Consider the following 13,870-nt stretch of genomic DNA (forward strand, 5'->3'; position numbering starts at 1 on the left):
AAGTGTCGCGGACCTTATTTTTCAAGCATGTGTTGCGCTAAATCAGAAATGCACTATGTAAGTGCGAAAAACAAATAACGCACCATTTTGCAGCGTTTATTCGAAAAACTTCAAAAACGCACGCTCGTGGTGCGCCGCCTGCTCTCGTTTGCGGTGCGTGGCAGGCGCACTATAATTGGTCACATCGTTGTCCCACCGATTCCCCTACAGGAGCACATCATGAGCACTGCCGCCGACATCCTGAACCTTGCCCGCAGCCGCGCCAACGAAGGCACGCCGTATGCTGGCGCCGTCACGCCACAGGAAGCCTACGAACTGTTGCAGCTGGACCCGGCCGTCAAGCTGATCGACGTACGCACCAATGCCGAGCGCGACTGGGTCGGCCGGGTTGATATCGCCGACACCCAGCATGGCGCAGTGCAATGGGCCACCTATCCGGGCGGCGTGCCCAATCCCGACTTCATGCAGCAGTTGGCCGGCCAGGCCGGCCAGGACGAGGTGCTGCTGTTCCTGTGCCGCTCCGGCGTGCGCTCACGCCATGCCGCCAAGCTGGCCACCGAACACGGCTACGCCAACAGCTACGACATCCTGGAAGGCTTTGAAGGCGACAAGGACGCCGACGGCCACCGCAAGGCAATCGGCGGCTGGTGCAAGGCAGGCCTGCCCTGGCTGGGTGCGTAGCGAGCAGAAGGTTTGACATGACAGGCCACGTGCTGGCCGCAGACCGGTTACAACCATCCATGGCCGCAGTTAAACGCGGCGCAGATTCTCCTTGCGAGATAGTACCTTTTATAGTACAACGTAGAGGTGCGTCATGGATGCTTCCGGCTTGCGGCAGATTACCCTGCTGTTCTATGCGAACGGCAATGGCGGCGAACCGGTGCGTGACTGGCTCAAGAGCCTGCCCGCTTTTGATCGCCAGATGATCGGCCAGGACCTGATGCACGCGCAATGGCGCTGGCCGGTCGGCATGCCGCTGTGCCGGCATCTCGGGCAGGGTTTGTGTGAAATTCGCAGCAGCCTGCCCGGCAACCGCATCGCCCGTGTATTGCTCTGCCAGCATGGCGACTGCCTGGTGGCACTGCACGGCTTTATCAAGAAAACCCGCAGCACGCCCGACGACGACCTGGCGCTGGCGCGCAAACGACTGAAGGAACTGTGATGAACCATGCCAACCCTCATCTCGGCAGCAGCCTCGACGATTTCCTCAAAGAGGAAGGCATTTTCGAGCAGACGCAAACCCGGGCCATCAAGGAAGTGATCGCCTGGCAATTGACGCAAGCGATGCAGGAACAGTCGCTGTCGAAAACCCGCATGGCGGCCATGCTGCAAACGAGCCGCTCGCAGCTCGACCGCCTGTTGGATCCCAGCAGCGACGTCACCCTGTCCACCCTGGAACGAGCCGCCGCGCTGGTCGGGCGCAAGCTGTCGGTTACTCTGGTATAGCCTCTGGTGCTTGCTCGCCCATCAGGCTCAGGATGCGCTTGCGCACGAAATTGATATGGCTGCGCAAGCCATATAATCCATCGGCAAACGACAGCGGAATCGAGATCTGGTTGACCATCTCTTCGATTTCGTCCAGGCGCCGCAATTGTTCCGCATACACTTGCGCGCGGCGTGCCAAGGGCACGTCTTCCAGCGCCTGTTCCACCGTGCGCAACTGGCCGTACCAGCGGTACACGCGCGAGCGGATGCGCCATACATACAGCGGCGGCACCACGCGTGACAGCGGCAAGATCAGCGCCCCCAGCGCCACCACCAGCACCCACATGCGGTCGAAGAAATTGGCCAGCCAGAAGCTCATGTAGCGCTGCAGCACCGGTGCGCCATCCTTGTAGAATTTCAGCGCTTCGGGCGCCACCGGGATTTCCGTATAGCGCGCCGACGGGAACTGGCCCTGCTGCTGGAACCAGCCAGTGCCGCCATGGATCGCGGCCGCCGCCTGCACGAACAGGTCGACCAGTGCCGGATGCAGATCGTCGCGCGCCACCAGAGTGGCGGTCGGCGCGATCAGATGATAATCCTGCGCCGGGATATTGCGCCCGAGGTCAACGATGCCGCGCGGCAGCACCACGTGGGTCAGGAACGGCAGGCGCCGCGTGTACGCTTCGGCCTGCGAAAAATCGAACAGCCGGATGCCCGGCGTTTGCAGCAGCATCTGGATCAGCGGCGCTTCCGGCGCCGAGCTGAACACCAAGCCATCGATGCGCCCTTCCAGCAATTCCACCGTGGCCGGCGTGTTTTGCAATGCGCCGACCGTCAGTTCATTCGGCTCGACGCCATTGACGGCCAGCAGTTGCCGGAACAATCCCGGCACGCCCGTGCCTTCGGGCCCCAGGTTGATCTTCAGGCCGCGCAATTGCGTCAGTTCGGTGACCGCCTTGTCTTCGCGCAAAAACAGCCAGACCGGTTCCGTAAACAGGCTGCCCAGGGAAATCAGGCCATGGCGTTCGGCATCGGCATGCTCGGTCGAGCCGCTTTGCACGAAAGCGATATCGGTCGTGCCGGCGTTCAGGCGCTGCAGGTTTTCCTGCGAACCGAGCGAGCTCTGCAAGCTGACCTTGACGCCATGCCTGGCCAGGGTGGCCGCGTACTTCTTGCCAAACTCTTCGTAGGCGCTGTTGTCCTGCCCGGTCGACAGCCGGACCTGGCGCGGCGGCGCCGGGTCGACCAGCCAGTAGGCCAGCGCGCAGACGGCCGCGATCAGCAGCAAGGTGGGGCCGGCGGTGGCGAGAAAGTCGCGTACGGAAAAACGGCTGAACGCGAGGATTTTGGACATATGGTGGCGCATGGGTTTCATGGGGGGCTACCATGCCAAGAAATGGACAACTATGCAAGCGCCGCCTGCGCTAGAGTAGCAGTTCGATCACTCACACGGAGCCATGCATGTTGAAAATCCTGGGGAAAGCTGCATCGATCAATGTCCGCAAGGTGCTGTGGACCTGCGAAGAACTGAACCTGCCGTATGAACGCGAGGACTGGGGCAGCGGCTTCAAGGCGACCAGCGAGCCGGCCTTCCTGGCGCTCAATCCGAACGCCATGGTGCCGGTGCTGCTCGACGGCGACCTGGTGCTGTGGGAATCGAACACCATTTGCCGCTACCTGTGTGCGCGCGAAAGCCGCGACGACCTGCTGCCAGCGTCGCCGCGCGAGCGCGCCGGGGTGGAAAAATGGATGGACTGGCAGATGGGCGAATTGAACAACTCCTGGCGCTACGCCTTCATGTCGCTGGTGCGCCAGAGTCCGGCGCACCAGGATGCGGCGCTGCTGGCGGCCGGCATTGCCGGCTGGAACGCCATGATGGGCGTGCTGGAACAGCAGCTGCAGCGCACTGGCGCTTACGTTTGTGGCGAGCGCTTCACCCTGGCCGACGTGGTGCTGGGCCTGTCCGTCAAGCGCTGGCTGATGGCGCCGATGGCGCGCCCCGATTATCCGGCGATCGCCGCCTATCATGCGCGCCTGGCGCACGGAACGGCGGCGTTCGCAGGCTAATTGAGCGACTGTTTGACCGGCAGTTTGTCCGCCTGTTTGGCTGGCTGTTTCTCCGCTGGTTTGGCTGGCGGCTTGGCCGGCTGTTTCTCCGCCTGTTTGGCTGCCGGCTTGGCCGACTGCTTGTCCGCTGGCTTGGCTGGCTGCTTGACCGGCGGCTTAACTGCTTGCTTGTCCGCCTGCTTGACCGCAGGTTTGACCGGCTGCTTGACTGGCAGTTTGGCAGCCGGCGTGACCGGCGCTGCAACTGGCGGTTTGACGGCAGCACGGATGGGTGCGTCCGGATCAATCAGCGGCATCAGGCTGGGCGCCAGCGAGACCAGCAACTGCACCGGCAAGGCGCTGGTGAAGTCGTAGTTTTTCGACTCCGGCCCGCGCACATAGGCTGTCATGCTGCCATAGAAACGCTCGCCGATATTGAACACGAACGTCGCCGAGCGGTTCACATAGCGCGACTCGATCAGGCGGCCGCCGGCGCCATATACATCGAAGCGCTGGTCACCGGTACCGGTCTTGCCGCCAACCGGGATCGGCTCGCCGTCGGCGCCAATAAAGGCGGTTTTTGCGCGCTTGGCGGTACCGTCCGAGACCACTGCGCGGATCGCCTTGGCCACCGCGCGCGCCACGTCCGGCGACAGCACCTGCTCGGCCTTGGCATCGGCGGCGCGCTTGATCATGGTGTCATACGGCGTGTTGGCGGCAAAATGCATGGAGTCGATGCGCACGCTCGGCTTGCGCACGCCATCATTGATGATAATGCCCATCAATTCGGCCAGCGAAGCGGGACGGTCGGCCGAGGCGCCCAGGGTGGTGGCAAACGACGGCACCAGGGAATCGAACGGATAACCCATCTTTTTCCACTGGCGATGGATTTCCAGGAAGCCTTCGACTTCCAGCAAGTCGGCGATGCGGCGGTCCTGGGCATGCTTGCGGTGCGTGCTGAACAGCCATTTGTACACTTCCTGGCGCTGCTTCTCGCTGGCCGCCACCATCTGCGACAGGGTCGCCCCCGGGTTCTGGCGCAAAAAGGCGACCATCCATAATTCGAGCGGATGCACATTGGCCAGGTAGCCGCGGTCGGCCAGCGACCAGTTTTCCATCGCGTACTGATCGTACATTTTCGCCACGCGCTCGGGCGGCACTTCGTTTTGCGACGTCAGGTTGACGTTCAGGAAGTCGGCGAACTCGGCGCGCGTACCCTTCGGATTGACGGTGCGGTAGATATTGGCCAGGCGCACCGGTGTTGGGCGTATGCTGGCCAGCAAGACTTTTTCCTGCTCGTCGACGCTCTTGCCGCGGTACTTCTGGTAAAAACGATGCAGGAATTCGCGCCCTTCCTTGTCGGCAAAGCGGCTCAGGTACTGGGCCCGGCGCGGATCGTCGGCGTCGGCCAGCAAGGACGCCGAGGAGTCGGGGCGCGAGAACATGTAGTAGCGCGCCACGTCGCGCATCAGGCGCACGAACACCAGGTTGGTCGACTGTTGCAAGGCGTGCTGCACCGTCATGATGCGGCTGTCGTCGAGCCTGGAGAAGTTGCCGAAGTGATGCAGGCCGCCACCGGTGAAAAAGCCTTCGCCCGGGTTGCCCGAATATTTGCGCTCCATCGCCGCTTCCAGCATGGCCGGCAGGTTGCGCGCCTCGCCCACCGGTTTCGAGGCCAGGTAAGCGATACCCCATTGCGTCAGCATGTCCTTCGGATCGACAGCCACCTTGGATAATTGAGCAGCTGGCATGTCCTTGTAGCGCTGCTGCAGCTGGTCGACGATGTCGAGGTAGCTGACCAGGGTGCGCAGCTTGGCCGTGGAACCGAGGTCGAGCTTGGCGCCCTCGTTGATGTCGAGCGGCTGGTCGAAGTTATCGGTCTGCACGCGCAGCAGGTTGGCCTTGTCGCCCTTTTGCAGCAAGGTGAAGCTGTACACCACATTGGCCGGGTCGCCATTGCCCAGCATGCCCTTGCCGGTCAGGCCAGCCGCTTTCGCCACTTCCGGGTCGCGCAATTCGCGCAGCACTTTGGTGACCGCGTTTTGCGCCTGCGCGTCAAGCGTGCTGACCACGCTCAGGTCCAGGCGGTCGAGGTTGTACAGGCGCGGGTCGCCCAGCATGCCGGCCAGGTGGTTGCGCACCGCGTTGGACGCCTTGCGCGTGACGAACGACGTTGCCGCCTCCGACTGCACGCCGGACGCCGTCGACGGCCGCAAAGGCTGGGCCAGCGCGGCGTCGCGCAGCTGCGGCGTGATCACGCCAGCTTGCGCCAGCAGGCGCAAATGGCTGTTGGTCAGCGCTTCGAGGTCGGCGCCGCCGGCCACCAGGTAATGCGAGGGACGGCGCTGCGCGATCAACAGGCTCAGCGCTTGCTTGTAGGCCAGCGCGCTGCCCGGCTGATCCAGCTTCGGTGTCAGCTGGGCCTTGACCTCATCGAAGTTGCGGCCATACCAGACCCACATGCCGTCGCCGATGCCGTTCACTTCTCCAAAGCCGCTTTTCGCCGACAGCGGCACCGTATTGAGGTAACTGACGACAATCTTGCGCCGCATGGCCATGGTATTTTCGCCGTCCTGGTACGAGCGCAGGCTGGCCGACAGCATCTGGAACAGCTTGTCTTTCATGGAGCTGGTGCGGCCATCTTCCGAATGACGGTATTTTTCGATCTGTGTGGCCAGGGTGCTGCCGCCGCCACCGCGGTGGCCGCCGACCATGTTCAGGCCCTTGTCCAGCACGGCCTTGCTCAAACGGTCCCACTCGACGGCAGGATTGCGCTCGGGCGTACCCGGGTCGAGCAGTTCGCGGTTCTCGATGAACAGCAGGCTTTGCACCAGCGCCGGCGGCGCCTCGGCAAAACCGTTGAAGGCGCGTTCAGGGTAGACGGCCGAGAACAAGGGTGCGGCGCGCCAGTCGAGTATGGTCAGGCCGGCGCGGTTTTTCTCCTGGTAGGTGGCGAACACGCCCATGTCGGCCAGCTCCACCATCTTCGGCGACATGCGTGCCTGCGCCGTGACGGTATAGTCGCGTGCGTTGAGCTTGCCGATGAAGTCGGGCAGGCTGGCGTAGCCGAGCCGCTCGTCATACGGGCCGTGCTGTGGGTAACGGATGGCGCCGGCTGGGCTGGCGCCCGGCTCGACCTTGTACGTCAGTTGCCGGCTCAGGCGATTGAAAAATTCCGCCTGCAAGGCCGAGGTGCGCACTTCACGCATGACAAACCAGGCCGCGCCGGCGATCACGGCCAGCAGGATCAGGACAAAAATCGGCCAGACGCGCGAGCGGCGCTGCTTGCGCGGGCCGGCCGGCGGCGGTGCCTCGGGTGCGGCTGCGGGTTCCTCGGGTGGCCGTACTTGCGCATGGGCCAGGTTGTCGCCTGTGTCTTTCATGGGATGCTGGGGGTAGTTTGAACAAGATCGGGGTTGGCGCGAACCAGGCGGCTACGACAAATGCAGCCGGCGTGCTCTGCGCAAGAAAAGACGGTGGCCAGGCGAGGCCGGTAACGATGCAGCTTGCTTGACATGATATCCAGACCGGTGAATCAACAAAACGCCACAAAACGCCGCTTGCTTGGGTACGGTGGCAATGACGCGTAGTCCTGATCACCATTGCACCACATCGGCATGACAAGGACGGACGAGCGCGCACAAAAATCTTTCTACATTGAAGATTTTCGCAAAAAAACAACGACCGGACTGTACGCTCGCATACATAGCTGCAAGGCGGGCCGGGCGCCGGGCGATCAAACGCCGGCGCCGCTCTGGCAGGCTTCAGATGACGTGGTATTCAGCCTGCATGCTGTCGAGCACCGCGCACATCTCGGCAAAGGCGGCCACCGCCTGCGCCGGCTCGCCTTTGACGCCGAGTTCGATATGGCGGCGCGTCTGCGCGTCGCCCACGCTGGGCAGACTGAATACCTTGATCAGAGGGAATTGCGCTTCGAGCCGCACCATCAGCGGCGTCAGCAACGACTCGGCCGTTTCATACACAAGCAGCGCGTGTTCCGCATGCGGCACCTGGTTGAACAGGTGCGCATAATGCGTGTCGAGCACCCATTCGATCATCGGCCATGACATGACGGGAAAACCGGGCACGAAATAATGTTCGCGCACGGCAAAGCCGGCAATCTTGTTGTACGGATTCGGAATCAGCTCGGCGCCTTCGGCAAATTCGGCCATTTTCAGGCGGTGCAGGTTCTCCGGTGAGTCCAGGTCGACCGCCACGCCCGCTTCCTGGCCCATTTCCGTGATGCGCTGCTGGATGTTCTGCTTGCCTTGCGGATGCAATACCAGTGGCAAGCCCAGCGCGTCGGCGGCCGCCTGGCGCGTATGGTCGTCCGGCGTGGCGCCGATGCCGCCAAAGCACAGCACGATGTCGCCGCTGGCAAAGGTGCGCTTGAGCAAGGCGACGATGCGCTCGGGTTCGTCGCCGACATATTCGGCCCAGCTAAGCTGCAAGCCGCGCGCCTTGAGCATTTGCACCACTTTCGGGAAATGCTGGTCCGTGCGCTTGCCCGACAGGATTTCGTCGCCAATGATGATCAGTCCGATAGCCATGTCACTCCCTTGTTCGATTCAATATGATAAAAATGCGCTTTACGTATCGGCCGCCGGCACATCCTTCATGCCGCGCACGCCGCGCAGTGCCGCCAGCGCTTCCAGGCAGTAGTATTGGAACCACAGGCCGGTGAAAATAAAGATCAGCACATACAGCCAGATGGCGAACCCCGCCAGGAAGGGGAAGAACACCACCGACATCACGCCGCCCATCCACAGCATGCCGGGCACGGCGCCGGCCACGCCGGACACCAGGCCGATCACGAACAGCTGCGTGCGGCGCGTGCGCATGATGGCCTGGCGTTCTTCCATGCTGGCGTAGTCGGCCATCGCGTCATACGCCATCACGCGGTAGGTCAGCCAGCCCCACAGCAGGGCCTGCCCGACCAGGGCCGCTGGCGGAAATGCATACAGCGGCAGCATCACCATCCAGGCGATAATGAACAGCAAAAACGTGGCCAGCGAGGTGCCGACGCTGCCCAGCACGCTGCCGCCATGCTTTTGTTCCAGCTGCGGAAAATGCCGTCCGCCCACGTGACGGGCAATCGCCGGCATGGCGAACAGGCCCATGAAGATCAGCGCCGTCAGTATCATCAGCGGCAGCAGCATGAACATGGCGATCAGCGGCACGATCACCGCTTTCAGCATGCCCAGGCCAAAGGTGGTCAGCACGGCGCCGCTGGTGCGGAAGAAATCGTATTCGGTAAACCAGGCGTGCAGGCTGTCGATCAGCGGCTGCAGGCCGAACCACAGCAAGGCTCCCCACAGCAGCAGCGACAGCAAAAAAGGTAGCGCGCTCAGCAGCAGCATCTTGCCGTGCAACTGGGACAGCAGCGCGCGGCCATAGGAATTGATTACATTGCGCATCAGGGCGTCCCTTCATGTACGTCGTCAAACAAAACGGTGCGAGGCGCGATGATAGCAATAATCGACGACACACTGATGACAAAATGGTCGGGGACGGCGCCGACACGCATGCCAGCGCGCGCCGTGGCGCATTCGCGGCCCATGCTCTACAATCTGTAGCTTTCATCGTCTTCATAAGGAATCTCATGTCCATCATCACCACCGCCTCCGGCCTGCAATACACCGACACCGTGATCGGCGACGGCGCCGAAGCCAAGGCAGGCAACAATGTTGTCGTGCATTACACGGGCTGGCTGCAAAACGACGACGGCAGCGCCGGTTCGAAATTTGACTCCAGCAAGGACCGCAACGATCCATTCGAATTCCCGCTGGGCGCAGGCCGCGTCATCCAGGGCTGGGACGAAGGCGTGCAAGGCATGAAGATCGGCGGCAAGCGCCAGCTGATCATTCCTGCGGCACTCGGCTACGGCGCGCGCGGCGCCGGCGGTGCGATTCCACCGAACGCCACCCTGATTTTCGACGTCGAACTGCTGGGCGTGTAATTCGCCCTTCTGCCGCACCATGCGCCGCCTCTTCAGGCGGCGTTTTTTTTGAGGTTACCCTCTAATGCGCCGCGCGGTTTTTTCACTATGATGTCAGCCACTGCGGCATGCACGGTGGCCACTCCGCCAGGCCTGCCGCCTTCCCGTTACGATGATCCATCCAGCATTGAGGAGCCCCAATGAACTTACAAGAGCAATTCGATCAAGCCCAGCTCGATTCCAAGACCCTGTCCGAACGTCCGGACAATATGACCTTGCTGAAAATCTATGCCCTGTTCAAGCAAGCGTCCAGTGGCGACGCTACCGGTGAGCGCCCTGGCATGACCGATTTCGTCGGCCGCGCCAAGTTCGACGCCTGGGCCGCACTGGCCGGCACTTCGAAAGAAGAGGCGCAGCAGCAATATATCGACCTGATCGACGATTTGAAGGACTGATCAGCTCGTTTTGGCACGAAAACGGCCAAAACTGCAGAAAAACTCACGAATAACCACTGAAACTGGCGGTTAACGCAAAAGTGGCTACCAAATCGGTAGCCACTTTTTATTGCTCAAACACTTACTTTTTGGTCGCAGCCGGCGAGGCTGCCGCCAGCGCCTCTGCGATCCAGCCGTCGAATTCCTTCTGGTGGAAGGTGATCCAGCCCGCCGTATGGCGGGCGATATCGGCTTGCGTATTCTGGCCGGTACGCATGCGCTCGTTTTGCGCATTGATATCGGCAATCGGCAGCCGCATGACTTCAAACAATTTGACGGCCGCCGGGTTTTTCTCGGCCCAGGCGCGGTTGACGACGATGCGCGTGGTGTTGACGGCAAAGCCATAATCGCTGCCATCGTCGAGGCGGGTGTTGGTCTTGTCGGGATTGGACGAGAACGGCACTTTCAGCCATACCACATCCTTGCCCGGCACCAATACACCACTGACCCAGTACGGCGTCCAGGTGTAGTACAGGATCGGCTCGCCGCGCTTGTAGCGGCCGATGGTGTCGGCGATCAGCGCCGAATAGCTGCCCTGTACATGCTGCACGGTCTCGCGCAGCTTGTAGGCGTCCATGTGATTTTCAATCATCGCCTCGCAGCCCCAGCCCGGGTTGCAACCGGTCAGGTCGGCCTTGCCGTCGCCATCGTGGTCGAACAGCTTGGCCAGGGTCGGGTCGCGCAATTGATCGATATTGGTGATGTTGTACTTCTCGGCAGTTGCCTTGTCGATCAGATAACCCTGCGCGGCCGGGCCCGCATACTGGCCGGTGCGCAGCAGCTTGGCGTCGCCGCCGGCGTTCTCGTAGTAGTCCTTGTGCAGCGGGTCCCAGTGCACCGCCAGGAAAGTCGCGTCGCCATTGGCAATCGCGATATGCGCGGTCGGGTATTCCACTTCCTTGACCGGCTGCATTTCGTAGCCGAGCTTTTCCAGGGCGCGCTCAACCAGCATGGTCTGGAAGGTTTCTTCGGCGATCGAGCTTTGCAGCGCCTGCACCTTGATGCCCTTGCCGGGCAAGGATGCTACAGGCATTTGCGCCATGGCCAGGCTGGTGCTCAGGGCCAGCGCGGCAATACCGAGGAACGACAACCACTGGAACTTGCGTTGCGATTTTTGTGTCACTTTGAAATGTTCAACTTGATGCATAGAAATCCTTTCTTGTTGTTATTGTGCGGTGGCCAAGGTGGCTGGCGCGGCGTCTTCCTTGCGCGCCGGATTGCCGCGCACCAGGCGCATCACGAAACCGGCCGGGCCGGTCTGGTACCAGTGACGCACGCCGCGGCGGGGCTGGCCCATCGCTTGCGTCAGGCGGTCCAGCGTGATGGCCAGCAGCACGATGCCGAGGCCGCCGACGGTCGCCAGGCCCATGTCCAGGCGGCCAATGCCGCGCAATACCATCTGGCCCAGGCCGCCGACGGCGATCATTGAGGCGATCACCACCATCGACAGCGACAGCATCAACGACTGGTTGATGCCGGCCATGATGTTCGGCATGGCCAGCGGAAACTGCACGCGTGTCAGCAACTGCCATGGCGAAGCGCCATACGCGCGGGCCGCTTCGATCAGATCGGGACGCACCTGGCGGATACCGAGGTTGGTCAGGCGCACCAGCGGCGGCAAGGCGAAGATGATGGTGACGATCACGCCAGGCGCATTGCCGATACCAAACAGCATCACCACCGGCACCAGGTACACAAAGGCCGGCGTGGTCTGCATCGCGTCCAGCAACGGACGCAGGATGTTTTGCGCGCGGTCGCTGCTGGCCAGGAAGATCCCCAGCGGCAAACCGATGATCATGCAGAACACCAGCGAGGTCAGCACCAGCGACAGGGTAATCATCGCTTCCGGCCAGATGCCCAGCATCGATACCACCAGCAAGGCCAGCACGGTGCCGATTGCCAGGGTACGGCTGGTAAATTGCCATGCCAAGAGGCCGATGATGGCGATCACCGTCAGCGAGGGCGCAGCCAGCAGCACGTCGCTGACACCGGTAAGGGTGGCGTCGATCGGCGCGCGCACGGCCTGGAAGAAAGGACGGAAATTGGCCACCACCCAGCCCAGGCCCTGGTTGATCCAGGCTTCCAGCGGCAGCGAGCCGTCAAACATCTGTGTCAGGTGAAAGCCGCTCGCATGTTCGGGCGTGACGGCGGGCGCGGCAGCGTCCAGCCACGAGGTGTCGCCGGGCGCGGACGGCAGCCATGGATTGATCTGGGCCGCCTGTTCGACGACCGGTTCTACTGCGGTAACGGTAGTTGGGTTCATGCTTGTGCTTTCTGTAATTGTGGCTCGGCAATGGCTGGCGTATCGCGGTCGAGGAATTTCAGCAAGGTGGTCTTGCTGATGGCGCCGCGGAAGCTACCGTCGTTGGCCACCACAGGGACGGCGTAAGGCAGTTGCGCCACCTGGCCGAACAGGCCTGCAACGGGCTCATCTGCATCAATGGTCTGCACTTCGGGCAAATAGGCGTGGGCCAGGCCCAGCGGGCCGACATGGCCGTCGAGCGCCGTGCGCAACGAATCGGCCGAGACCACGCCGAGGAATTTGCGCTGCGGGCTGACAACATAGGCGTAGGCGCGATCCTGCTCCTCGAGCATCGACAGCGCGGCGCGCGAACCGCGGGTGGGCGACTCGGACACCACAATCTGGCTCTTGCGGGCGATATCGCTGGCCTTGAACACGGCCGCCGCATCGACGCCGCGCACGAAGTTGCGCACATAGTCATCGGCTGGTTTGCGCAGGATTTCTTCGGGCGTGCCCACTTGCACCACGTGGCCATCCTTCATGATGGCGATGCGGTCGCCGATGCGCATGGCTTCATCGAGGTCGTGCGAAATGAAGACGATGGTGCGGCGCTTGATCTGTTGCAGACGCAGCAGTTCCGATTGCATTTCCGTGCGCATGATCGGATCCAGCGCGGAAAATGCCTCATCCATCAGCAGGATCGACGGATCGCAGGCCAGCGCCCGGGCCAGGCCCACGCGCTGCTGCATGCCGCCCGACAATTCGTCGGGGTAGCTGGCGCCATAGCCATCGAGTCCTACTTGCTCCAGTGCTTGCTGGGCCAGCACATGGCGCTCGGCCTTGGGCATGCCGGCCAGTTCCATGCCGAAGGCGGTATTGTCGAGTACGGTAATTTGCGGCAGCAGCGCGAACGACTGGAACACCATGCTGATGTCCTTGCGGCGCAGCGCGCGCAGCTCCTTGTCTGGCAGGCTATTGATGTCATTGCCGTCGATCATGATGCGGCCGTCGGTCGGTTCGATAAGGCGGTTGAGCATGCGCACCAGGGTGGACTTGCCGGAACCGGACAGGCCCATGATGACGAAAATCTCGCCCGCTTCGATCGTGAAGGTGGCGTCGAACACGCCGATGGTGCAGTCAGTCTGGGCCAGGATCTCCTGCTTGCTGGCGCCTTGACGGACCAGTGCCAGTGCTTCTTTCGGCTGGTCGCCGAACACTTTGAATACATGGTCGATAATGATTTGTTTTGCCACGTTGTGGTTCTCCCTCGATTGGACGAATGGATTGAAACCCGGCAGGCATTCAGGCCTGCGGCAGGAATCAGCAAACCTTTTTCCGTCGACGACGCACAGGCGCTGAAAAGCGCACGGGAGCGACAGGAAAAAGGGGTGACACGCGTGTTGTCGGCAAGACGCTAGCCATGCCGGGGTGTCTGTGTGCGCACTAAAAGAGGCTGGGGTTCAGGACTTTTAGCGACGCGCGGCACCATGCAAATACATGGAACCAAATGTATTTGACCAAAAAAAGCGGGTCAAAATGCTTGCTGGATGCGGGCGCAAGGCCCTGAGATTATTTTCCACTGCATCAGTGAAAAATGCCTGCGGAGCAGAGTGTTGCAAAGGTGTAGCTGTTGTAAATATGCGTCAAGTATAGCGCAAAAAGACGCAAAAGTCCAATAGCTTTCCAAATTGAAATATGCTAGCAATGTTCGCCAGCACACATAAG

13 protein-coding genes are annotated in these 13,870 nt (G+C 61.8%); 6 read left to right on the forward strand and 7 right to left on the reverse strand.

Translation table 11 applies throughout. The annotated features are described in order from the left end of the window. Positions 1–219 precede the first annotated feature (219 nt). The 3 genes from AC0Z42_RS11625 to AC0Z42_RS11635 all read left to right on the forward strand — a co-directional run bounded on the left by AC0Z42_RS11625 (position 220) and on the right by AC0Z42_RS11635 (position 1,446). Positions 220–681 (forward strand): rhodanese-like domain-containing protein, encoded by a 462-nt coding sequence (locus tag AC0Z42_RS11625; protein ID WP_485468375.1) that lies wholly within the window; start codon positions 220–222, stop codon positions 679–681. A 133-nt stretch (positions 682–814) separates the two neighbouring features. After that, positions 815–1,162 (forward strand): type II toxin-antitoxin system RelE/ParE family toxin, encoded by a 348-nt coding sequence (locus tag AC0Z42_RS11630; protein WP_485468376.1) that lies wholly within the window; start codon positions 815–817, stop codon positions 1,160–1,162. Beyond that, positions 1,162–1,446: a Fis family transcriptional regulator gene (locus AC0Z42_RS11635; RefSeq protein WP_485468377.1), complete on the forward strand. Its 285-nt coding sequence runs from the start codon at positions 1,162–1,164 to the stop codon at positions 1,444–1,446. The genes AC0Z42_RS11630 and AC0Z42_RS11635 overlap by 1 nt, the downstream gene beginning before the upstream one ends. On the opposite strand, the gene AC0Z42_RS11640 is transcribed toward AC0Z42_RS11635, so the two are convergent. After that, positions 1,433–2,779 (reverse strand): TAXI family TRAP transporter solute-binding subunit, encoded by a 1,347-nt coding sequence (locus tag AC0Z42_RS11640; RefSeq protein ID WP_485468378.1) that lies wholly within the window; start codon positions 2,777–2,779, stop codon positions 1,433–1,435. The genes AC0Z42_RS11635 and AC0Z42_RS11640 overlap by 14 nt on opposite strands. A 107-nt stretch (positions 2,780–2,886) precedes the next feature. Here AC0Z42_RS11640 and AC0Z42_RS11645 point away from each other — a divergent pair, with 107 nt between their 5' ends. Further along, on the forward strand, positions 2,887–3,492 hold the full coding sequence (locus AC0Z42_RS11645) for a glutathione S-transferase family protein (RefSeq protein WP_485468379.1): 606 nt from the start codon (positions 2,887–2,889) through the stop codon (positions 3,490–3,492). Here AC0Z42_RS11645 and AC0Z42_RS11650 read toward each other — a convergent pair. The 3 genes from AC0Z42_RS11650 to AC0Z42_RS11660 form a co-directional block, all read right to left on the reverse strand. Further along, the gene (locus AC0Z42_RS11650) at positions 3,489–6,854 is read right to left on the reverse strand and encodes a transglycosylase domain-containing protein (RefSeq protein ID WP_485468380.1); all 3,366 of its coding nucleotides are present in this window, start codon (positions 6,852–6,854) and stop codon (positions 3,489–3,491) included. The two genes, AC0Z42_RS11645 and AC0Z42_RS11650, sit on opposite strands and share 4 nt — an antisense overlap. Before the next feature lie 381 nt (positions 6,855–7,235). Further along, a complete protein-coding gene (locus AC0Z42_RS11655) occupies positions 7,236–8,021 on the reverse strand; it encodes a competence/damage-inducible protein A (RefSeq protein WP_485468381.1) in 786 nt (261 codons plus the stop codon). Between the two features lie 39 nt (positions 8,022–8,060). Continuing rightward, a complete protein-coding gene (locus tag AC0Z42_RS11660) occupies positions 8,061–8,888 on the reverse strand; it encodes an EI24 domain-containing protein (protein ID WP_485468382.1) in 828 nt (275 codons plus the stop codon). A 185-nt stretch (positions 8,889–9,073) separates the two neighbouring features. Here AC0Z42_RS11660 and AC0Z42_RS11665 point away from each other — a divergent pair, with 185 nt between their 5' ends. Next, positions 9,074–9,430: an FKBP-type peptidyl-prolyl cis-trans isomerase gene (locus AC0Z42_RS11665; protein ID WP_485468383.1), complete on the forward strand. Its 357-nt coding sequence runs from the start codon at positions 9,074–9,076 to the stop codon at positions 9,428–9,430. A gap of 179 nt (positions 9,431–9,609) precedes the next feature. Then, positions 9,610–9,864, forward strand: a complete 255-nt coding sequence (locus tag AC0Z42_RS11670) for an acyl-CoA-binding protein (protein ID WP_485468384.1) — start codon at positions 9,610–9,612, stop codon at positions 9,862–9,864. A gap of 121 nt (positions 9,865–9,985) precedes the next feature. Here the strand turns inward: AC0Z42_RS11670 and proX are convergent, their stop codons facing one another. Genes proX through proV form a run of 3 tightly spaced genes read right to left on the reverse strand, consistent with a single transcriptional unit; the run spans position 9,986 to position 13,398 of the window. Further along, a complete protein-coding gene (proX, locus tag AC0Z42_RS11675; RefSeq protein ID WP_485468385.1) occupies positions 9,986–11,050 on the reverse strand; it encodes a glycine betaine/L-proline ABC transporter substrate-binding protein ProX in 1,065 nt (354 codons plus the stop codon). Positions 11,051–11,068: 18 nt separating this feature from the next. Beyond that, complete coding sequence (proW, locus tag AC0Z42_RS11680) at positions 11,069–12,166, reverse strand: glycine betaine/L-proline ABC transporter permease ProW (protein ID WP_485468386.1); 1,098 nt, start codon at positions 12,164–12,166, stop codon at positions 11,069–11,071. After that, positions 12,163–13,398 carry a glycine betaine/L-proline ABC transporter ATP-binding protein ProV gene (proV, locus tag AC0Z42_RS11685; RefSeq protein ID WP_485468387.1) on the reverse strand — a complete coding sequence of 412 codons (1,236 nt, stop codon included), beginning with the start codon at positions 13,396–13,398 and terminating at the stop codon, positions 12,163–12,165. Before proV ends, proW begins: the two co-directional genes overlap by 4 nt. Positions 13,399–13,870: the final 472 nt, after the last annotated feature.

It is taken from the genome of Janthinobacterium sp. 1L-D-8-B-C4 (assembly GCF_057291295.1).